Source organism: Pyrobaculum organotrophum (genome assembly GCF_055384425.1).
Genome location: NZ_AP042430.1, coordinates 419737 through 440300 on the forward strand (window position 1 = coordinate 419737; position 20564 = coordinate 440300).

The 20564-nt window shown below is 55.2% G+C and carries 20 protein-coding genes and 2 pseudogenes; 15 read left to right on the plus strand and 7 right to left on the minus strand.

Features of this window, described 5'->3' with window-relative positions; translation table 11 throughout:
• Positions 1 to 21 precede the first annotated feature (21 nt).
• Positions 22 to 1032: a M20/M25/M40 family metallo-hydrolase gene (locus ACZ49R_RS02600; protein ID WP_464733614.1), complete on the minus strand. Its 1011-nt coding sequence runs from the start codon at positions 1030 to 1032 to the stop codon at positions 22 to 24.
• A gap of 74 nt (positions 1033 to 1106) precedes the next feature.
• Here ACZ49R_RS02600 and ACZ49R_RS02605 point away from each other — a divergent pair, with 74 nt between their 5' ends.
• Together ACZ49R_RS02605 and ACZ49R_RS02610 are read left to right on the plus strand one after the other, a co-directional pair.
• Positions 1107 to 1370, plus strand: coding sequence for a Fis family transcriptional regulator (locus tag ACZ49R_RS02605; RefSeq protein ID WP_464733615.1), 264 nt, complete (start codon positions 1107 to 1109; stop codon positions 1368 to 1370).
• Positions 1367 to 1675: a cupin domain-containing protein gene (locus ACZ49R_RS02610; protein ID WP_464733616.1), complete on the plus strand. Its 309-nt coding sequence runs from the start codon at positions 1367 to 1369 to the stop codon at positions 1673 to 1675. Before ACZ49R_RS02605 ends, ACZ49R_RS02610 begins: the two co-directional genes overlap by 4 nt.
• 147 nt (positions 1676 to 1822) lie before the next feature.
• Here the strand turns inward: ACZ49R_RS02610 and ACZ49R_RS02615 are convergent, their stop codons facing one another.
• On the minus strand, positions 1823 to 2167 hold the full coding sequence (locus tag ACZ49R_RS02615) for a hypothetical protein (protein WP_464733617.1): 345 nt from the start codon (positions 2165 to 2167) through the stop codon (positions 1823 to 1825).
• A 65-nt stretch (positions 2168 to 2232) separates the two neighbouring features.
• Here ACZ49R_RS02615 and ACZ49R_RS02620 point away from each other — a divergent pair, with 65 nt between their 5' ends.
• A complete protein-coding gene (locus ACZ49R_RS02620; protein WP_464733618.1) occupies positions 2233 to 3885 on the plus strand; it encodes a S49 family peptidase in 1653 nt (550 codons plus the stop codon).
• Here the strand turns inward: ACZ49R_RS02620 and ACZ49R_RS02625 are convergent.
• The gene (locus tag ACZ49R_RS02625; RefSeq protein ID WP_464733619.1) at positions 3866 to 4381 is read right to left on the minus strand and encodes a DHHA1 domain-containing protein; all 516 of its coding nucleotides are present in this window, start codon (positions 4379 to 4381) and stop codon (positions 3866 to 3868) included. The genes ACZ49R_RS02620 and ACZ49R_RS02625 overlap by 20 nt on opposite strands.
• Before the next feature lie 96 nt (positions 4382 to 4477).
• On the minus strand, positions 4478 to 5068 hold the full coding sequence (locus ACZ49R_RS02630; RefSeq protein WP_464733620.1) for a hypothetical protein: 591 nt from the start codon (positions 5066 to 5068) through the stop codon (positions 4478 to 4480).
• Between the two features lie 382 nt (positions 5069 to 5450).
• On the opposite strand from ACZ49R_RS02630, the pseudogene ACZ49R_RS02635 reads away from it, so the two are divergent.
• Positions 5451 to 6704 (plus strand): annotated as a pseudogene (locus ACZ49R_RS02635) (zinc ribbon domain-containing protein).
• 66 nt (positions 6705 to 6770) lie between these two features.
• Here ACZ49R_RS02635 and ACZ49R_RS02640 read toward each other — a convergent pair.
• Entirely contained in the window at positions 6771 to 7280 is a 510-nt protein-coding gene (locus tag ACZ49R_RS02640) for a DHH family phosphoesterase (protein ID WP_464733621.1), read from the minus strand.
• Between the two features lie 158 nt (positions 7281 to 7438).
• On the opposite strand from ACZ49R_RS02640, the pseudogene ACZ49R_RS02645 reads away from it, so the two are divergent.
• Positions 7439 to 7953 (plus strand): annotated as a pseudogene (locus ACZ49R_RS02645) (zinc ribbon domain-containing protein); the annotation flags it as partial.
• 224 nt (positions 7954 to 8177) lie between these two features.
• Positions 8178 to 8861 (plus strand): ABC transporter ATP-binding protein, encoded by a 684-nt coding sequence (locus ACZ49R_RS02650; protein WP_464733622.1) that lies wholly within the window; start codon positions 8178 to 8180, stop codon positions 8859 to 8861.
• On the opposite strand, the gene ACZ49R_RS02655 is transcribed toward ACZ49R_RS02650, so the two are convergent.
• Together ACZ49R_RS02655 and ACZ49R_RS02660 are read right to left on the minus strand one after the other, a co-directional pair.
• The gene (locus ACZ49R_RS02655) at positions 8854 to 9141 is read right to left on the minus strand and encodes a hypothetical protein (protein WP_464733623.1); all 288 of its coding nucleotides are present in this window, start codon (positions 9139 to 9141) and stop codon (positions 8854 to 8856) included. The two genes, ACZ49R_RS02650 and ACZ49R_RS02655, sit on opposite strands and share 8 nt — an antisense overlap.
• 1 nt (position 9142) lies before the next feature.
• Complete coding sequence (locus tag ACZ49R_RS02660; RefSeq protein WP_464733624.1) at positions 9143 to 10225, minus strand: ATPase domain-containing protein; 1083 nt, start codon at positions 10223 to 10225, stop codon at positions 9143 to 9145.
• Between the two features lie 360 nt (positions 10226 to 10585).
• Between ACZ49R_RS02660 and ACZ49R_RS02665 the strand changes: the two genes are divergently transcribed.
• The 9 genes from ACZ49R_RS02665 to ACZ49R_RS02705 all read left to right on the plus strand — a co-directional run bounded on the left by ACZ49R_RS02665 (position 10586) and on the right by ACZ49R_RS02705 (position 20491).
• Positions 10586 to 11641, plus strand: a complete 1056-nt coding sequence (locus tag ACZ49R_RS02665) for a DUF1646 family protein (RefSeq protein ID WP_464733625.1) — start codon at positions 10586 to 10588, stop codon at positions 11639 to 11641.
• 54 nt (positions 11642 to 11695) lie between these two features.
• The gene (locus tag ACZ49R_RS02670; RefSeq protein WP_464733626.1) at positions 11696 to 11953 is read left to right on the plus strand and encodes a hypothetical protein; all 258 of its coding nucleotides are present in this window, start codon (positions 11696 to 11698) and stop codon (positions 11951 to 11953) included.
• A gap of 106 nt (positions 11954 to 12059) precedes the next feature.
• Positions 12060 to 13550, plus strand: coding sequence for an ABC transporter substrate-binding protein (locus ACZ49R_RS02675; RefSeq protein ID WP_464733627.1), 1491 nt, complete (start codon positions 12060 to 12062; stop codon positions 13548 to 13550).
• Between the two features lie 83 nt (positions 13551 to 13633).
• On the plus strand, positions 13634 to 15238 hold the full coding sequence (locus tag ACZ49R_RS02680) for an ABC transporter permease (protein ID WP_464733628.1): 1605 nt from the start codon (positions 13634 to 13636) through the stop codon (positions 15236 to 15238).
• Positions 15213 to 16199, plus strand: coding sequence for an ABC transporter ATP-binding protein (locus ACZ49R_RS02685; RefSeq protein WP_464733629.1), 987 nt, complete (start codon positions 15213 to 15215; stop codon positions 16197 to 16199). Before ACZ49R_RS02680 ends, ACZ49R_RS02685 begins: the two co-directional genes overlap by 26 nt.
• 4 nt (positions 16200 to 16203) lie before the next feature.
• Positions 16204 to 16956: an MBL fold metallo-hydrolase gene (locus ACZ49R_RS02690; RefSeq protein WP_464733630.1), complete on the plus strand. Its 753-nt coding sequence runs from the start codon at positions 16204 to 16206 to the stop codon at positions 16954 to 16956.
• 26 nt (positions 16957 to 16982) lie between these two features.
• Complete coding sequence (locus tag ACZ49R_RS02695) at positions 16983 to 17495, plus strand: DUF996 domain-containing protein (RefSeq protein WP_464733631.1); 513 nt, start codon at positions 16983 to 16985, stop codon at positions 17493 to 17495.
• Positions 17496 to 17931: 436 nt separating this feature from the next.
• Positions 17932 to 18801, plus strand: coding sequence for a S1C family serine protease (locus ACZ49R_RS02700; protein WP_464733632.1), 870 nt, complete (start codon positions 17932 to 17934; stop codon positions 18799 to 18801).
• Positions 18802 to 19432: 631 nt separating this feature from the next.
• Positions 19433 to 20491 carry an encapsulin gene (locus ACZ49R_RS02705; RefSeq protein ID WP_464733633.1) on the plus strand — a complete coding sequence of 353 codons (1059 nt, stop codon included), beginning with the start codon at positions 19433 to 19435 and terminating at the stop codon, positions 20489 to 20491.
• The last annotated feature ends 73 nt before the right edge of the window (positions 20492 to 20564 follow it).

The window sequence follows — 20564 nt, forward strand, 5'->3', positions numbered from 1 at the left end:
TTTAAGTCATATATATATACCTTATCTCATTAGTTCTTTTAATGCATATTTAAGCACTTGGACGGCTAGCTCAACCTCTTGCATGTCTATATGTTCGTCTTCTGTGTGGGCTAGCCGCGGGTCGCCGGGGCCGAAGGCGGCGATGTCTCTGGTGAGGTCGACGAGGAGGTTGAAGTCGGCTGTGCCCCACTTCCTGCTGAGCTTGGGCTCTAGGCCGAGTTTTAACAGCCCTCTGATGAGCGCCCTGGCGGCTGGGTTGGTGGGCGAGACCTCGGCCGGCTCTACGCAGCTCCTCGCCCTTGCCTGTGGGGGGAGGGCCGAGAGGAGGTCGCGGCATGTCCTACCGAGGGGTATTCTCACGTCTAGAACCATAGTGCATCTCGTCGGTATTTTGTTTGGGGCGTCGCCGCAGTTGACCACAGTGGGCGTGACAGTGAAGGCGTCGTATCTCTCGGCATGTCCAAGGGCCCTCTTGATCTCTTGGTATATGGCGTAGAGCTCCTCCACGATGTTGCCGTATATGGGGGAGCTGGCGTGGCCACCTCTAGACTCCAGCTCTATGTACACCTTGGCGCCGCCTCTGTAGGCATACGCCACGTGAAGAGAGGTGGGCTCCCCCACGTAAATATAGCGGGGCCTGGGGGGTCCCCCCTTCAGGAGGGCCTCCGTGCCAGCGCTGTCATCTTCTTCGGCAGTGACGAGGGCAAGCACCAGAGTCCCCCGGGGCTCCGCCTCGAGGAAAGCCTTTGTGTAAGCCGCCAGGGGGCCTTTGTCGTCTACCGCCCCGCGGCCCCACAGCACGTCTCCCTCCCTCCTCACGGGCAGGGGGCCGGGCACTGTGTCCATGTGGGCGTGTAGCCACACGACAGGCTCGCCGCGGCCTTTCACAGCAATTACGTTACCAGCTTCGTCGATCCATACGTCTGGGACGTATTGTCTCAGATAGCGTTGGAGCCACCTGGCCAACTCGCCCTCGCCGTGGGGAGGGCTGTAGATTTTAAGCACTTCCTCAAGTAAGGCGGCGACGTCCATAAGCCAAATTTCAGGAGGTATAAAAATTGTTGTTTAAAACCACAAAATATATATCAACCTGTGTAATAGAAGACATGTTTCTTAGGTCGGCGCTGGAACTTGCGAGGAAACTAGGCGCCTTTACTGCAGCTCAAGCCGCGTCGTATCTTGGGACCTCTCTAGAGGAGGTCAAGAGGAGGCTAGATAAATTGGTAGAGGGGGGAGCGCTGAGGGCTGTGGTGATAGCTGGCGTTAAGTTTTATTATAGAGACCCGCAGACTGCCGCCGAGGTGATACTCGACTCAGTAGATATCTCTACACTTCCCAGAGAGGAGCGGGAAAAGCTTATGAGACTATGACCTGGCGTTGGGAGAGAGTAAACGAATGTATGGAGAGGCGCTATATATCTGGAGAGGGGGCCACAGTGGCGCAGTTTCGATTAAAGGCCGGTTGCGTCGCACAGAGACACAGCCACCCAAACGAGCAGATCTCTGTGGTATTAGAGGGCGTTATAGAGTTTGACGTAGGTGGGAGGAGATTTACTGCATCTACAGGAGATGTGGTATATGTACCGCCGGGCGTAGAACATGAGGCCGTGGCGATAACCGACGCCGTGGTAATAGACGTCTTCTCACCGCCTAGAAAAGACTGGGCTACTAAATAGGGCCAACGGCAATCGCCTGTCCCTAGGGACTTTCTCCTCGCCCATGCCACCATCGGCATCCACGGTACCTCAGGCGTGGTGCCGGACAGCACGCGGCTGCACGTTTTTCGACGTTTAGAGAGGAGGTTCTCCTCGGATTTACTTTTATCACTTCCCCTCCCTCGCCTTCTGTACGATCTCTCTAATTCTAAAGCCCGCCCTATAGATCCCGTCCCTTGGCTTAGGATTGCTATCTCTGATATCATGTCCTTCGACGTCTCCTTTGGCAAATTTTTGACCGCTGTGGCAGCGCTTAGCCTCTCTGTCTCCCTTACGACGAGATTTGTCACTTTCCTCCTCACGTCGTTCTTTTGCCCGGCTCTTGACGGTGCAGCCTGCGTGCCACGGGCCCTTGGTAGATTGCAAGATCTCCCTGTAGCTGTGGTATCCAACCGTTACGTCTCTTATGTTTGTCTCAAGGATGTAGATCCTGTCGCCGACCTTCACTGTCACATTCTCGTTTAAATACTAAGGACATTAGCGCGATAGAAGATATATACCTCCCACACTTCTTTTCTATGGCTGAGAAAGCTCTCGCCGTTGGAATTGCATTAGCTCTTGCCATCGGCGTGGCGGCCCTTCTCGCCGTGTTTTATATATGTCAGCCAAAGCCGGCGGCCCCCCAGCCTGTTAAGCCAAAAATAGTCCTCGTCCCTGTGGATTTTGTCATCGGCGGCCCCGAGACAGATAAGTTAGTAAAGGCGCTTACAGAACTTTCACAAAGAGACGACGTGGCAGGCATAGTGCTTGTGATAAACTCGCCAGGCGGCACAGTCTCTGGGACAGAGACACTCTACACTACTCTCCTCGGTTTAAACAAGACGAAATACGCCGTGATTGTCGGTCTCGGCGCCTCCGGCGCCTACTACACCGCCGTAGCGGCCGAGAGAATATACGCGGCGCCCTCCAGCTGGGTGGGTAGCATCGGCGTTGTGGCCGTCATCTGGCCTGACCTATACCTATACGACGCAGCTGACTACATATACACCACAGGGCCGTTGAAGTACTACGGCGAAGATCTCCACGGCTATTACGACGACGTAGAGAAGATCAGGCAGAACTTTGTAGAGGCTGTGTTGAGGGGGAGGGCGGGAAGGATCAAGGCGGATCCGGCGGTTTTAGAAACCGCAGGCCTCTTCACGGCGGAAGAGGCATTAAAGCTAGGTCTCGTGGATAAAATAGGAGGGATCCTCGACGCCGCGAGAGATATGGCGGAGGAGCTGGGCCTTAGGAACTACTCCCTGGTCTACCTAGGCGATTTGATGAACATGACGACGGCGGCCGCCTCGGCCTGGAGAGTGCCTCTGTCCCAGCTCCTCAACGCCTCTCCCATCCCCATATTCTATATCTACCCCGGCGTGCTTCAGATCGACGTAAGAGCCGGCGTCCCCAGAAACGTTACTCTCCCCACATCTCCGCTGGGGAAGCCCTACGTGGTGTTAGACATGTCCCACGGCAACATGGTGCCAAGGGGCTTTATCGAAGTGCTTAGGGCCGAGCTGGCCGTCCGGGGCTTCGCACTGGTGGCGGCGGCGAGTGAGAACCAACTGACCTCTCTCCTGGCCAACGCCACGGGGCTGGTCGTGGTTAACCCAACTGCGCCGTTTTCAAGAGACGCCCTGGCGGCGGTGTTAAACGCGACGGCCAGGGGGGTGAGGGTGGCCTACTTCTACGACATGAGGGCAAGCGCCGTTGTTATTTCAGGAGGGGCGGCCTACGTGGCGCCCTACTCTGCCTACGCCATCTTCGACCCCCTTCCTATGTACTTCAACATGTCCGGCCTAAGGGCAGTCTACAACTTCACAGCAGGGGGCAGGACCTACCTCCAGAACTGGCAGTTCGTCTACGTGGAGCCCAGCGGAAACTGGACCCTTTTGAGCGGCGTGAGGAGGCTAGCCCTCTTCAGCCCCTCGGCGGTGGCGACCAACGCCCCCCATAGGCTGACTGTGAGAGGCTACGTCTTCGGCTACGGAGAGGGGAACTACACCGTTGCGGCGCAGGCCGGCAACTTCCTCTTCGTGGGGTCTGTCAGATCCTTCACGCCCTACTTCATAACCCTGGATGACAACCGCAGGTTCTTTAGCAACGTGGTGGCGTGGATGACGGAGCCCAGGCAGATAAAGGCCGCCAAGGCGCCCCACGCCTCCGGCGTCATCTACGTAGGCGGCTGAGCTCCTCCACGAGGACGGGGAGGAGGTCTCTTGGAATCCTCGCCCCGGCCGCATTTGGATGGCCCCCGCCCGAAACGCCGTATCTCCTGGCGAAATCCCTCAGAAAGGCGTTTAGGTCAAGCCCCTTGGAGCGGAGACTCACAACATACATGTCGCCTCTAGCCTCAGCCGCCACCCCTACCTCAGCCCCCGTCAGCCCCCTGGCCAAGTTGGCGGCTAAGCCAAGCGGCCCCGGCGGGTTGACCACCAACGCGACTGAGCCGCGGAGCGAGACGTTCTTCTCCACCCACCAGACGAGCTCCTCGTTGACCCTCGCCTGCTCCTCAGCCATCTTCATAAGCCTAGCCATCGCAGACGGCGGGAGGTTCTTCGCCAGATGCCTAACCACCTCCCTCTTGAAGTCGTGGTCCTTCCTAGCCCTCTCCAAGCCCTGTATCAGAACCCCCGCCTCGAAGTATATAATCCGGCGGTCCCAAGCCTCCAGCGCCTCCCTCACAGCCCCTTGAGACCTTCGAACAACAACCTCTCCGCGAGGCTCCTCGGGCTCACTATGTCCTCCTCTACGTTCACCACAACTGCGGCCCGGCGCTCTCTAGCCAACTTCACGATCTTGTAAATGACATTTCCCACGATTCCGCGTCTCCACGGCCCTCCCGTCGGCCACGAGGCCGACCTTTACATAGTGGCCGAGGTTGTTCACGACCACAAGCGCTCTGGGCTCCACCCGCTGGACTTCGCGGACGAGCACAAGCCCTACGTAGAGACTTCCGTAGGTCGTCCCCTCTTCGTCCCTCTGCCTCTCTATGCCGAGGAACGCGAACTTGAGCTCGCCCCTCTCCAACTGCTTTTTGATCCACCTCGCCTTGCTTCTCTTCAACTTAATCGTGAAGGGCTGTGAGCCCGGCCAGCGTATCTCTACGGTTCCGCCCTCTAGATGCCCGCAGTCGGCGAGCCCGTACTTGGCGAGAACCTCCTCGGCTATCTTGAAGACCAACTCACGCCTGTCCAGCGCGAGGAGCGGCGCGAGCCCAGCCCTCTCCTTCCCAACCAGCTCCTTCGACAGCTTCCCTGCAAATTCCTCCGCCGCTAGGCGCATCCTTACGGCAAGGTCGAGGACGTCCGGCCGCTCCTCGACCAACCGCCATGGGATTCTGATCTTCAACACTCTGTAGACTTGGCCCATATGCGAAGGCGTGGGGGAGAAAAACTAGTTGAAAAGTCTGTCTTTCAACTCTTTCGACTCACCTGCCTGACGTCGTCGCTGTCAGACAGGTGAACCGAGGGAGTAGAAATTGTGAAGAGATTGCGTTAGAGGTGTGGGTGGGTTAAGAAACGGGTTTGCGGCGGTTTTCGCCGCGAGTGCCGCGGTGGGTATCGCCAGTGTGAATTGGGCTTGGGGTGGCAACGGCGGCGTATGACGCCGGCGAGGGGCGGCGGAGGTCAACAACATGTCTCTCAACGCCGCCTTCACGACGGCGCCGTGGGTTTGTCTTGTGAAACTTTCGGCCTGCCCCCGTGTGTCTTCTATAACCAACAGAGATTTCAGCCACTCCACATATACGCCCATGTACGCATACAGAACGCTGAGGATAGAGATACCTTGGCGTCTCGTCGAAGAGCGGCCGGACGTCCTAGACCCCGCCGTAAGGATGCGCCTTGCGGTTGAGGAGTACGCCAGAAGACTAGTGAAGGAGATTACGGGATAGGAGGAACCCAAGCTGACGGCGGAGGAGTCGGACAGACTCCTCACTCCCGAGAGACGGGAGCTGGCACGGCGGATTATCGAGGAGGTGTTTCCCAAATACGGTCTCAAGAAGTACTTCGTAGACCAAGCCAAGGTGTTTTGGCGCGATGTCGTGTTCCACCGGGCGGTTCCGCTCGACGCCCAACTTAGGATTGAAAACGAGAGAGACGTGAGTAGGGCCGTCTTCGTCGACCTAAAGAGCGGCGTAGTCAGAGTGCGGAAGTTGGGCATACCGCCTCTCGCCGTCGAGTTGAAGAAGGGCAACGTCGCTTGGATTAGCCGGAGGTTGAAGGAGGATGCCAGACTCAAGTTGGCGCTTCTCGGCGTTGAGAAGAGAAGTGGTAAGAAGGAGCCGACCTATGGAAGACTCTACGTTGCCCTTGTCTTCGCCAGAGAGGTGACGCCGGTAGAGCCCAAGGCCATTGTCGCCGTTGACGTGAATCGTCTTGACCACGGCATAATGGTGGGCGTTGTAAAAGACGGCAAGATCGTAAGGCGGATGAGACTTCCCCACTGGAGCACGATAAGGGAGTTGGAGAGACTTCACGAGGAGATAAGCCGCCTTGATGAGCGGGCCGCGAGGGAGACGGACCCCGTCAGAAAGAGACATTTCGAAGACAGAGCCCGCCACCTCGCATCGAAACGGTATAGGAAGACGAGAGATGTAGTGATACGAAGCGCCGGCGAGATCATAAAATTGGCAAGGGAGTACCAAGCCGCTGTCGTAGTTGACACGATGGAAGACGACACGTACCGGGAGCTGAAGGAGGGGAACTGGAGTGGAGTGAAGAAGCACTTCCTAGACGGTTTGGGACAACTGAGGAGGCGCCTACAACACTTGGCAAAGTGGTACGGACTGCCGTATGTGGAGGAGCGGCTGTATTCGACTATCTGCCCCCGTTGTGGCGCGAAGATGGAGGAGCTGAGCAACAGGCGGATGCACTGCCCCGCCTGCGGCTTCAACGACAACAGAGACAACGTGCCACTGATATGGGCCAAAAAGAGATACTGGGAACTACTCCAGAAACAACCCGTTTTTTCCACTCCGGCGACCATCACATTTTTAAGCTCGTAACTGTTTCACATTCATGAGCCACATCCCCGGCCCTGGGGCCCGGCGACTAGGGGGCACAGCCAGCCCCTAATGACCCGGGGCCCTCTCGCCCGCGGCCGCCTTAGGGCGTCTCCGCAGGCAGGCCCCAAGCCCCCCGGAGAGGGCCGGGAGCCGCAAAGGGGGGCTGTGGTCCATATAGTCGCTGATGGCGCCGTAGAGGGCAACCCTGCTGTAGGACTTGGGAAGCCTCCCGCCGAGGAGTCTATACGCCAGCTCGGAGGCCGAGGAGCCCACCTCGTGCACAACCTCCACACGAGGCAAGTCGGCGGAAAGGGGGTGGTGGTCGACGTAGACCACCCTCCCCCCGTACCCGGCGAAGACCCGCCCAGCCTCCTCTGCCACCTTCTCGTCTATCGCCACGTCCACTATGTAGACGTCGCCCCGGGCGAACTCCCTAAAGTCCTTCAGCAGGTCCACTGGATGCGTAAAATAGACCTCAACCTCGTCGTACTCCCCCGCCAGCGCCGCCACGACGACAGCCGCTGAACAAACTCCGTCGGCATCACCATGTGCAAAGACCGTCAAAACACGGCCCATAAATTTATATAATGACCCATTATATAAATACGGCGGCAGAGGGCCCCGCGGGGGGCGCAGTGAAGCTCCCGCAGTCGGTCCCCCTTGTACACACAGTCGTCAAACGCCGTCATGTATCAAACGACAGAGAGTAAATCGCCAGCTTCAGCTGTTGATTTTTATACTACCGCCGTGGAGACAAGCCGATAGAGCCAAGGGCGAGTGTCATCAACCGTCTAGACCACGGCATTACATTTGCTTTGGTTAAAGACGGCAAGATTTCAAAGCGTTGTAGACTGCCCGACGAATCTATGGCAAAGGAGTTGAGGAAGCTTCACGAGGAGGTAAGCCGTCTCGACGAGCAGACTGCGAGGGAGACAGATCCGGCCAGAAGAAGACGGCTAGAAGAAGTACTTCCCCGATGGACTGGGCCAACCGAGGAGGAGGTTGATGGAGTTGGCAAAGTGGTATGGACAGCTATATCTAGAGGAGAGGTTGTACTCAACCATCTGTCCAAAATGCGGGGCAAAGATGGCGGTGGAGAACTGCCGCTTCATGCGTTGTCCCGCCTGTGGCTTCAAGGCACATAGAGACAACGTGCCGTTGCTCTGGGCCAAGAAGAGGTATTGGGAGCTACTCCAGAAGTAACCCGCTTTTCCCCGTCCCGACGACTATCACACTTTTAAGTTCGTAAACTGTCGCTCCTATGAGCTACTACCCCAGCCCTGGGGCTCGGCGACTAGGGGGCACAGCCAGCCCCCAACGACCCGGGCCCCCTCGCCCGCGGCCACCCAAAAGGCGTCGCGGGCCCCAGCCCCCGGAGAGGGCCGGTGAAGCAAAGGGGAGCGCCCGTCGAGAAAGAGACTCTCTTGTACAACACCTTTAAGTGCGTAAACTATTTATAGCGCGTTCATAGGCATGGCTGTGGAGATCGTTGTGAAAGACGTCGTTAAGTACTACGGCGACTACCCGGCGCTCAGAGGAGTCACTCTGGAGGTGCCGAAGGGCGCCTTCCAATGCATCATCGGCCCCTCGGGCTCTGGCAAGTCGACGCTTCTTCACATCATAGGGGGTGTGGACAAGCCCACAAGCGGCGAGGTGACGGTGGCCGGGGTGAGGCTAAATGACCTAGGCGACGACGAGCTGGCCGAGTTCAGGAACAGAAACGTCGGCTTCGTCTTCCAGATGTTCTACCTCATCCCCCGCATGTCTATCCTAGAAAACGTGGAGCTACCGCTGATTCTCAGGAGAGTGCCGAGAGAGGAGAGGAGGAGAGCCGCCCTAGAGGCGTTGAGGCTGGTGGGGCTCGGCCACATAGACCCCAAGAAGAGGCCCACCCAACTATCCGGCGGAGAACAACAGCGCGTGGCCATCGCGAGGGCCATAGTGGCAAGGCCGAGGATACTTTTGGCAGACGAGCCCACTGGCAACCTAGACAGCGCCACCGCAAAGGTGGTGATGGACACCTTCCTAGAGCTGAAGAAAACCCTCGGCATAACGATAGTGATGGTCACCCACAACCTAGAGCTACTGCCATACTGCGATGCCTACGCTAAGATGAGAGATGGGAAAATAATTGAGATAAACACAAGAGTTACTTAACCCCCCAAGTCTCTCTCTTTGTTAGAAACTTCACGAGCTGTTCATAGGTGAGAGAACAACCATTTTTCTCAAGCCAACCTTTTAGGATATTAATAACTAACTCTGTGTTATGTTTTCCAAGTGCCTTCTCTAGTACTTCATAGACGCGCCAGGGCTCTTCCACGAGGAAGTAGTCAAAAGGCTTGCCAAACACCGCCAAGACACGGTAATGAATTAAAGCGCTAAGTGAGATGTCTAAAGAGCTATAGAAACGTATCAATAAATCCCTTGCCAGACACATATTAACACTCGACCTTCTCTCCTATTCTTCCGCTTGGCGCTCTCACGCCTGTGACTCTCCTATTCTCTACGTTTACAATTACGTCGAAAAGCACATCGAGGTCGTGTAAATCTCTAAGTGATATAACTACGGCGGGGCCCGACCTGGCTACCCTCAGTAACGTCTGTAGGGTGGAATACAGTAGTTGTTCGCCATATAATCTAAAAAGAGCTTCTAAGCCTCTGATAAAAACGGCGTCTGCCTTAACTGTAGCTAATGCAGCGTATAACTCGCCTAAGTCTAGATTTACGTCTATGGATTCTACACCAAATTGTTGAACATACACAGAAGCCGCCCCAGTTACACATATATACTCTGCTTTTACACCCCGTTCTCGTAGAGATTTAACAGTCTTCAACATAAGCCAAGTTTTTCCAGCCCCAGGCGGTCCCACAAGGACATGTAACAACCCCTTGTAAAGCCCGCCGACAGCTACGTCGAGACACGTCCCAGTCTCTATCCGCATTACACGCGCCTCTGCTGCCTCTGTCGGCGTTACAAAAAGTATGCCAGTGCCTTCTCTAATTACAAAGGGTAACGTGTAACCCGCCTTCCCCCCGCGTATCTTCCTCACGACGGCCTCTCTCACGGCGCCGTAGGGGTAGACGTCGTAGAGGAGTTCAACAACGTTATCTGCTATATACGCCACCTTTGGCGCAACCTCCCTCTCTGCCGTCAGAAAGACGTCGACCCCTCCCTGTTTTATAGCTCTGTAGATAACGTTGTGGAGGATGTCCAACCCCCCTCCCATGGCGAGAAACTCCGTCACAGAGTCTATTACCAGGGCCTGCGGCTTTTCGCGAACTACTGCGTCTAGCAGGGTGTTGAAAAACGTCTCTGCGCCGGCCAACACCGCCTCCCAGTAGACCAGCTTCTCGCCGAAGTTGTAGCCCAAAGCCGCCATATTCCTCCTAAAGGTTCCCTCATCTTCAAAGGCAGAGACCCAAAAAATTTTGTCATAATTGTTATAGGTATACCATGCGGCAAAGGTAGTCTTTCCAGCGCCAGGCGGCCCATAGATAAGCGTGACTCCCTTGAGCTTCATACCTGAGACTTATCTAGGTTCTATATATACATTACGGGGTTTCCTCCGGTATAGACTATATTTTTGTTATAGAATCGAATATTAGGTAGAAGGCTATGCAAACACTTGGCGTGTATACCAGACCTATGAATATTATGAGGGTTAGGGGGTCTAGGGCGAGGCTGCCTATTTGTAGTGCGCCGAGTGGGCTGAAAGACAGCGCCACTATGTAGACCATTATGAGAGAGGCGCTAACTCTATAGCAGACACTAGGGTTCCTGTGTTTGCCTGCCGTTGGAAGTTGTCGTGGATAGACGGCGGGTTTTGTTTGTGGGTATCTTGTGTTATATATTTTTTAAAGGGTTTTGTTTTACGTGAGGTATGGATTTGGTTTTACAGGTGGTGTTTCTCATCTTGCTTGTGGCTCTTCCGCTGGTGTCTAGGCGGGTGGAGCACAACCTCGAGCTGTTTTTCCTGGGGGCTGGCGTCGTGGCGGCGTCTGTTGGGGGGGTCTGGAGCCTGCACCTTCTTGAGGAGGCTCTCCTCCACCCCGTGGCTGTCTACCAGCCGGGGGTCGGTTACGTGCCGGTGGGCATCACGCAGGTTGTTCTTCTGGCTGGGCTAGCCTTCTACCTCTTGAGGCGGAGGCTAGCGGCTTGGGCCGGCGCTCTGGCTAGGCCTGGGGTGCTGGCTACTTTGGTCCTGGCGCTGGGGCTCTCCAGTAGCGTGGTGTCTGCGGTTGTGGCGGCGGCGGTGCTGGCGGAGCTTCTGGCGTTTGCAAGGGCGCCGCATAGCTATAAGGCGGTTGCGGCTGTGTCCGGTGCATATGCCATCGGCGCCGGCGCGGCTCTACTGCCGTTGGGCGAGCCACTGTCAGCCATTGCAGTGGCTAAGCTGAGACAAGGCTTTTTCTACCTCGTGGATGTCCTCCTTGACGTGGTCCTCATCTTGGTGATCTTCTTCGCCCTGTACACCTACTTCGCGCTGGCGAAACGGAGGGGCGCCGGAGCGGAGGCGGAGCTGTATGAGCCGGAGCTTAGGGAGGTCTTTGCCAGGGCGGCTAGGGTGTACGTCTTCATCTTCGCCTTGACCATATTGGGCGAGTTCTTCAAGCCGCTCGCCGCTGCCGTCTCCAGACTCGGCAGAGAGGCCCTCTACCTCTTCGGCGCGGTCTCCGCCGTGGCAGACAACGCCACTCTTGTCGCAGCTCTGGTGGGCCCCGAGATGGCCCCGGAGGCGCTCCGGAGCTTCCTAACATCGCTTCTCATCGCAGGCGGCTTTACAGTGCCCGGCAACGCGCCCAACATCGTGCTGGCGGGCGCCCTAAAGATCGGCTTTAGGGAGTGGCTGAGGCTGGCCCTCCCCGTCGGCGCCCCCGTGTTTACAGCCGCAGGGCTCTACACCCTGGCCCTCCTCCCACATCCGCCGCTGTTGTAGGCCTACCGGCGCGCGGTTACTAAAATATATATATTTCCGTCTGTTACGGGCCTTATGGACGAGTTGAGAAAGGTTAGGTCTGTTGTAGCGGCTTTTGCCTCTGAGGCTTTGGGGAAGTTGGAGAAGGGGAAGGCGGTAGGCGAAAGAGAGCTTATCTTCTTAGCCCTCTACCTCATCTTGAGGCGGCTGGAGGAGCTGGAGGAAGAGCAGCGGAATACGCTAAACGCCTTTCACCGCCTCGACGAGCTTGTAGACGTGGTAAAGGAGCTGAAAGCGGCGGTGAAAAAGCTCTCGGGAGAGGAGACTCGATAGTATGGCGAATTTCCAGATGTGTGAAAATCTTAGACAAGGCGTTGAGTCTGTTAAAGGGGGAGGACAGTGCTGTTAACTGTTATAAATAACTGAAATACATCTATATATGTCCAAAAGCTTAGCGGTTGTAGTTGGGGTTATTGTGGTTGTTTTGGCGGCTCTGGCGTTCTATATGGCGTATAGGCCGGGGGGTGCGCCGTCTTCTGTCGGCGGCGCCGTCACAACGGCGGTTGGCACATCTACGACTGTTCCTCAGCTGAGCGGCTCGCTCACGGTGTTAGTGCCCACGGGAGATCCGACGCTCATGCCCTACGTGAGGATGGCGGCTGACGAGTTTTCTAAGAGATATCCAGGTGTTAAGATCACTATCCAGCCTGTGCCGTATGGCCAGATGGTACAGACTGCCTTGACCGCTCTACAGAATAAGAACCCGGACCCCGCTGTGATTATCTTTTACCCCTCCCAAGCCTCTACGCTGGGGCCCTACTTGATGGATTTAACTCCCTATTTTAACAAAGGTGTATTCAACTCCTCCGACTTACCTATGAGCGCTATGACCGCCGTAATCATGTTATCTTCCGATGGGAATATAACCAAGATATTTGGCGTTCCGTTTCAAATGGTTTTTGGATATGTGTTGGTCTATAGGAAGTCCATATTTGAAAATCAAGCTCTGCGTGAGGAGTTTAGGAAAAGGTACGGCTATGAGCTCGACCCCTCTACATGGTCTTCGTGGGACCAGCTGATACAGGCAGCGGAGTTTCTACAGTCTAGGCAAGTTGCCAAATACGCGTTGCTCTTCCCAGACGGGTTGCAACAGTCTATTTTCAACGGCTTTATCGGCATTTTCTATACATACGCCATGGCCGACCCCTGTGTCGATATTCCGAAATTTGAGGGGGCAGCGCCTACTCAAGGCTACTGGGCGTATTTTAAAATGACGCCGCAGGGGATTAATATAACTGTGGGGTGTCCCTCGTTTTTACAGGCGTTGAAGACGTATAAACGCCTTATACAATTCCAACCGCCTATAACAGTTCAAGCGATGGAATACGACCAGCTTAGAGATCTCTTCTTGACAGGCGACTACGCCATGGTGGCCGCATGGACTAGCTTCATACCGATTTATAACAACGCCACTCTCTCGAAAGTCGCCGGAGATATCGCCATCGCGCCTCTGCCCGGCGGTAAGAACCCGTTTGCCACAGGTCTAGCCCCCACGTTTATTGGGATAAATCCGTACGCCAAAGACCCAGACTTAGCCGCGAGATTTATCGCCTTTATGATGTCGCCGGAGATGTATAGGAAGGGGGCTGAAAAAGTCGGCTTTGTTCCCGGGACCGTCAGCGGCCTTCGTGTGGCTTCAGAGGTGCCCTCTATGAGTTGGGTAAAGCCCTTTATCCCACTTCTTGAGGCAAAGATTTCGCAAGCTGATCTCACAAGGCTAACTCTTGTAAACAGGGTCACGAACTTCTTCACAGACTTGAGACCCTATTTTATAAACGAAGTCGCTAAATATCTACGGGGCGAACAAGATGCCGAAACGACGCAACAGAACATCTACAGGACTTGGAAGAGTATTGCAAAAATTTCATGAAAGATAAGCAAATTCTTTTTCTTGCTCTCCCAGCTGTTCTCTACCTTTTTTTAATGACGCTGTATCCCATAGCTAGTAATTTCGTGTTGAGTCTATACGAGCGTACCTACGAGGGTGCTCTCAAGTGGGTTGGTGCTGGGAACTATCTCTGGTTTTTTCTGCGGGACCCCTACGGCACTTTAATACTTTGGAACACCCTGTTTTACTCAATTGTTACTCCTATCATATCTGTCGCCGCCGCGATCCCCATAGCTCTTGCCTTGAAGAGGCTGGGCGGCAGGTGGCTTGTATTTCTCATGTTGCCTGCGTTTATCCCGCCTGTCACAGCCGCTATGACTTGGTACTTAATGTTAAACCCGCTGTATGGCCTTGGGTACTACCTAATGCAGGCTGGGCTTGTTAAAACAAACCCCCTCTCTACAATTTGGACTGTGGTATTGATCGACGTCTGGCGGGCGCTCCCAACCGCTGTCCTGATAATATACTCGGGTCTAAGGGCTATACCTAAAAGCGTTGAGGAGGCGGCTTTGGCAGACGGCTTGGTGGGGGTTAGGAAGTTTTTTGCCGTAGATCTACCGCTTATTTCGCCCCATATTTTAACAGCTTTTGTGTTAACGGCGCTTACTGGCTTCTTCACCTTTGACCCCATATATATAGGTACTGCCCAAGTTGGCCCGCGTCTGCTTGACAACTTGGCATATTACAGCTTTGAGAAATTTGCGGCAGGGGAGTTTGGCTACGCCGCCACGCTTATAGTTATCATGACCGCCATCGGCACTTTTCTTTCGCTAGCCTATATGAAAACTCTATCTGTCGGCGCGATTATAAAGTTGCCTGGTGTTTACAAGCTTCCCAATAGGGAGATGCCTAAGGCTTTACACGCCGTGGTGGTCGGGGTCGCGTTATTGTTCATCTTCATCCCACTAGCTTGGCTTGTGTTAATTTCTATAAAGCCCCCGGGCGAAATTATTAACGTCCCCCCGTCGGTGTTGCCCTCGCGGCTGTCATTAGACAACTACATCTCGGCGTTTAGCAACGGACTACCGTTTCTGTTGACCAGCCTATATGCCGCTGTTATAAATACCGTCGTCACAGTACTTCTCGCGACCTCAGCCGCATATCAGATGAGAGTGCACGGCTTCGGCGGCGGTTTGTTGGTTGGGTACATTCTCTACCTCATGACTACTCCGACTCTTCTCTATATTGTGCCTCTTTATCTAGTCGTGAGAGGGCTTGGGGTTTACAACACGCTTTGGGCTTTGGTAGTTACATATCCAGTAATGACTCTGCCATACGCCATATGGATTATGTATAACTACTTTTCGACCTTTAATAGGCAGGTTGAGGAGGCGGCTCTCGCCGACGGGATGAGTAGAGTAAAGGCCTTTTTCAAGGTAGTTCTCCCCCTTAGTAGAAGTGGCATGAGCGTGGCGGGGCTCTACGCCTTTTTATTCTCCTGGGGCGCTTTAGTGTTTCCCTTGGCTTTTACCTCTACGCCCTATAACTTAGCTAATCCACTTAGCTTCAGCGGGGCGCAGACCTACTCTATCTACATAAGCATGTTGATGAGCCCAGTGACTATGAGCTATGGCGAGGTCTCCGCTGCGGGAATTATAAGCATAATTCCGCCTCTTGTATATCTCATAGCCGTTAGGAGAAATCTTGAAAAAGTCTGGGGAGCTAGGTAGCATGCTCCTCATTAGAGAACTCAAGAAGTCTTTTAGAGGCTTCACCCTCTATGTAGACAGGCTGGAGATCCCCGACAATATGTATGTTGTACTTCTAGGGCCTTCTGGCTCTGGAAAAACCACTTTACTTAGGCTAATCGCCGGTTTAGAGACTCCAGATGGCGGGGCTATATACATCGACGGCCGCGATATAACACATCTGCCTGTGTGGCAAAGAGATATAGGCATTGTGTTTCAAAACTATGCGTTGTATCCGCATCTCACGGTTTTTGACAACATAGCCATGCCTCTGAGAAATAAGGGAATTTCCCGGGAGGAGGTAAAGAGGAGGGTGTATGAAATTGCGGAGATTTTAGAAATACAGAACCACCTTAGCAAATATCCACATCAGCTGTCGGGGGGCCAACAACAGAGGGTGGCTCTGGCGAGGGCTCTGGTGAAGGAGCCTAGGGTTTTGCTCCTCGACGAGCCGCTTAGTAACATAGACGCAAGACTTAGACTTGAGGTGCGAGGCTTTTTGAAAAGGTTACAGAGGAGGTTGGGCACTACAGTAATACATGTCACACATGACCAAGAGGAGGCCTTGGCCATAGGCGATTTGCTGGTGGTGATAAACAACGGGAGAATTGAGGAAGTTGGGCCTCCCTCCCAATTATATACAAGACCCAGGAGTCTATTTGTTTTCAACTTCCTGGGCTTGAGCAACATAGTAAAGGGGGACAAACTGGGGCTTGGGGGATGTGGCCTAGTTGGATTTAGACCAGAGGACGTGGCCATCGGCAGCGGCAACTACAGGGGGAGAGTTACTAGGGTGGAGTACCTAGGGCCGTATAAACTGTTGGAGATTTCATACGGCGACGTGGTTATCAAAGCGCGTGTACCGTCAAGCCTAGATATGCCCGAGGGCGCCGAGGTTAACTTTGACGTAGCTAGGGATAAAATACTCTGTTTTCCAGGCTAGATCTATGTATCTCCACATATTGGGGTCTGGGGCCGGCGGTAGCCCTGGGTCAAAGAGGTGGCGGGCGGCGAATCTTTTAGAGACGGAGAACTACCTCGTGTTGGTAGACTGCGGCGTTGGCTGTCACTATAGGCTGTCCGACCGCCGGCTGTTGACTGAGATAGACTACGTCTTTATAACTCATAGCCATATGGATCACTACTTGGGTCTTCCCGAGGCTTTATTTCAAGCGCACATAGAGGGTCGTAGAAAACCGCTTTATATATACGCCCCCAGAGTTGTAGAAGAGACAACAAGACTTGTTGCTACACATCTGTACAAATCGCCAAATTTCGAAATTGTCTTTCACAAGCTGAGCCCCGGCCCTCTTCTTGAACTACCTCATCTCAAGGCGCAGGCGGCCACGGCTTGTCACAACACCGCCGATGAGGCATATGCCTTCAGATTTTCTGTAGACGGCATAGATGTTCTTTTCTCTGGAGACACAGCCCCCAGATGCGACACAATTAGACAGCTTGGCACAGGTGTAGACGTGGCCGTGTTTGAGGCTACCTGTAATGAGCAAAACGGTGAGATATGTAGAAGGTACGGTCACGTCACTACCTTAGAGGCTGTTCAAGAAGCAGATGCTATGGAAGCAAGCGAGCTAGTTCTTACACACATAGACGAGAGGTTGAACCCCACAATCTACCAAGATGTACGTGGAATTGGTAGAGATGTCATTGTGGCTGAGGACAACATGGTAATTAGGCTATAGTTTTATATCCGTAGTGTAGCTGACATATGGATTTGGATCTCGCTAGGGTGTTTGCGGCTGTGGGAGCCTTCTTGGCTGGGGCGGGGGTTGTGTCGAGCTGGGTTGCCACCTTGGTGGGGGCGGTTTTGATGTATGTGGGGGTTTTGGAGTTTCTGGGGAGGCTGGGGGACGCCAAGGTAGACGCGTTGAGTTGGCTGGTATATGTTATTGTGGCGTCTCTGGCGTATACTATTGCATATAGCGTTGCCGGCTTCTCCATCTCGCACCTGCTCTGGGGCACCGGCCTCCACGGCGTTGCGCTTGTCGTGGCCGCCGCCGCTTGGGTGGTTGGCTGGGTTTTCCAAGTGGCTTCTGCATATAGATTTAGGCGGGTCTTAGATACTCTAGCCAAGGGAACCGGGGAGGAGGTTTTTAAGACCGCGGACAAGCTCTACTGGTGGGGGTCTGTATTTGCCGTCGTAGCCGTCGGGATCGTTCTACTTTTTGTCGCATATATACTCCTGGGGGTTGGATTTCTTACTACAGAAATCCGCAGCTGATTTCTAAAAGAGCCAAAGAGTCTCTATAGCTAAAGGCCCGTCTTTCTGCTTTCTTTTTCACTATTGAGGTTTTGTCGTTGGCGTGGGAATATTCCAATGTTGAAAACAAGGGGCTGGTTGCAAAGGGCTTAAAGTCTGTCTCCCAGCAGGCATGGGGGCGCCACCCGAGAGGGCCCCATGCCCGTAGGTCTCACGCCGGAGACGCCTTGGATGCCCGTGGCAGTGCGGGCGAGGAGAAAGTCCCTAGGCGCGAGTCAACTGTTACCGACAACAATGGCCTAAGGACGCGGTGATACGTCGGATGGCCCTGGCGGGAGCTCGCCGCGGTGAAGACGCAGACGGAGAAAAACCGCGTCCCCGCCCTAAAGGGCGAACAGTTGTAAGTCACTGCGTTTTTGCCGGCAGATATGTTAAAAATAGTGGCGCACCTTTGTATATGGATTTGAGTAATTTAGTTGAAAAGGTGGCGCGTTCTGTCGTCGGCGTTGTGACGAGGGGGTTTGGGGCCTTTGGCGAGGGCTTCGGCTCCGCCTTCGCCATAGACCGGGGGGTCTACGCCACGGCATACCACGTCGTGGCGCAGGCGGGGGAGGTGGCGTTGATCACCCCCGAGGGGGAGGTGGCCGATGCCGTGGTGGCGGCGGCGGACCCCGCCGAGGATCTAGCCATACTCTACTCCGACCTCTACGCCGTCCCGCTGGCCCTAGGGAGCGCGCTGAGGCTGAGGGTCGGGCAGGGGGTAGTCGCCGTGGGCTTCCCCCTAGCCCTCATCGACAAGCCCACTGCGACCTTCGGCATCGTAAGCGCCGTGGGGAGGAGCTTGAGGGCGGGCGATAGGTTTTTCGAGTACCTCGTCCAAACAGACGCGGCGATCAACCCAGGCAACTCGGGCGGCCCGCTCGTGAACCTCTCCGGAGAGGCGGTGGGGGTCTGCTCGGCCGTAATCGCCGGGGCCCAGGGCCTGGGCTTCGCGGTGCCTATAGACCTAGTCAGAATCATGTACCAGATGGTGAAGAGATACGGGAGATACGTAAGGCCGGCGCTCGGGGTATACGTCGTCGCGTTGAACAAAGCTCTGAAAGCCCTATACGGCCTCCCCACAGACAGAGGACTCCTCGTTGTCGACGTCATGCCCAACTCGCCAGCCGAAGAGATGGGCATCGCCCGAGGCGACATCTTAACCAAGGTCGACGGCCGCGAGGTGGCCAACGTCTTCGAACTCCGCCTGTTGATAGGCGAAGCGCTGATCCAGGGCAGAACCCCCAGGATAGAGGTCCTCAGAGGCGGAAGGAGTATAGAGCTCTAACCGCAGACGCCGACGGCGCGGGGAACGCCGGCGCACAACACCACGCCGCTCTTCCACAGGCGTGAGCAGAACCGTGACTCACCGGCGTTGCGGCCCCTGCCGCTGGAGACAGAGACCGGCGCTGGATACGCCGAAAACGGGCGGACGCCCCCGACGGGCCAATGAAGGGCTTCCGAAGCCCCCAGCCTACCGCTCACGCGACTTCCGCATCGACTTGAAAAAGGTTTCAGCAAAAGAAGAAGTAAAAAACACACTTGTTGTCTCACTGCTCAACTTTTGTGTATTGCTGTAGGCACTTGTCGTAGTTGACGTGAATCGTCTCGATCCAAGCGTCTATGGCCCACCGTAGCGGCATGATCGTTAAGCGGGTGGGTTCCGACAATGGCGCGATATATCATGAGTCTGCGCCACTTCGCTGTGTGGCAGAGCCCGCGCGGCGGCCGACGTAGCCATGTCGGGACTTGTGCTGTAACCAACCGCTGTGTTCCTCCCTTCTTCCTCGGTGGGATACCTCCTTTTCCATTATTAGGCGCCGCCCTCTGGCGCTTTAGACGGGGGTTGTTGTAGAATTAGAATCTAGGTTTTTGATGTGTTTCTGTTGTGTATTTATATATGAGACCTAACACTGTCTATGGTGTTTTCGAAAAACCCTGTTGACGTCGTTAGAGAGAAGAAGTTCGACTCTTTGGAGGTTGCTGATGCCCTGCGTCTGGCCATAATCGCGGAGCTCGACGCCATCAGCCTATATCTACAGCTGGCTAAATACGTAGAGGACGAGAGGGTGAGGAGGGTTTTTGAAGATGTTGCTAACGAGGAGAAGACGCACTTTGGCGAGTTTCTTGCCTTGCTGAAGGCCTACGACCCCACGTTGGCTGGCGAGCTAAAGGCCGGCGCTGGGGAGGTGGAGAAGCTCACCGGTATAAAAAGCGGCGACCCCCCGGGGGACAGGGGGAATAGAGCGGAGGAGGCCAGCGGGGGCGGTTGGGTTTTGAAATTCGTCGAGGGGGTGAGGGGGGCCGTGGCGTCGGCTAGGAGGTTTAGGAGGTACCTCCAGACTTTCTACGTGGGGAGGGACGCAGATGCCGTCGGCGTCGAGGTGGCGGGGGCGCAAGGGTCGTTGGAGAGGGCTGTCATACCGCTGAGGGAGGTCAGGCTTAGGTTTACTATCTCCTACCGGGGGCTCGAGGAGTGGCTTTCGAGAGGCGGCGCGTTTCCCGGAGAGGAGGCCGCGGCCAGGTTTGCCTACATGGAAGACGCGGCTGTGGCTGAGGCGTTGCTTAGGGGCGCCGGCAGAACTCTCGAAGCGTCTAGCTGGGAGAGGCCGGGGTCCGCCACCGCGGAGGTGGCTAGGGCTGTGGCTGAGCTGTACCGGGCCTACGTCCCAGAGCCCTACCTCCTCTTCGTGAGCCCGGGGAGATACGCCAGACTTGTGGCTGTGGAGGAGAGGACAGGCGTCATGGAGCTCACCAGGGTGAAGTCCCTGGTGAGGGAGGTGGCGGTGATCCCACAGCTGGAAGACGGCGTTGCCCTCCTGCTCTCCGCAAGCCCCGCCGTGGTAGACATCGCAGTGGGCGTAGACACAGAGGTTGTCCATCTGGGCCCCGACGAGGCGGGCCACAGCTTCCTCCTGAGGGAGACTCTTGCTGTTAGGATTAAAAAACCTGAGGGAGTTGTTGTGCTTAGGGGGTAGGCTTATTTCTCAGGTTGCTTCTTTTTCTCCTCCACCTTCTTTGGGGGCGTGCACATGGCCGTAACCCCCATCT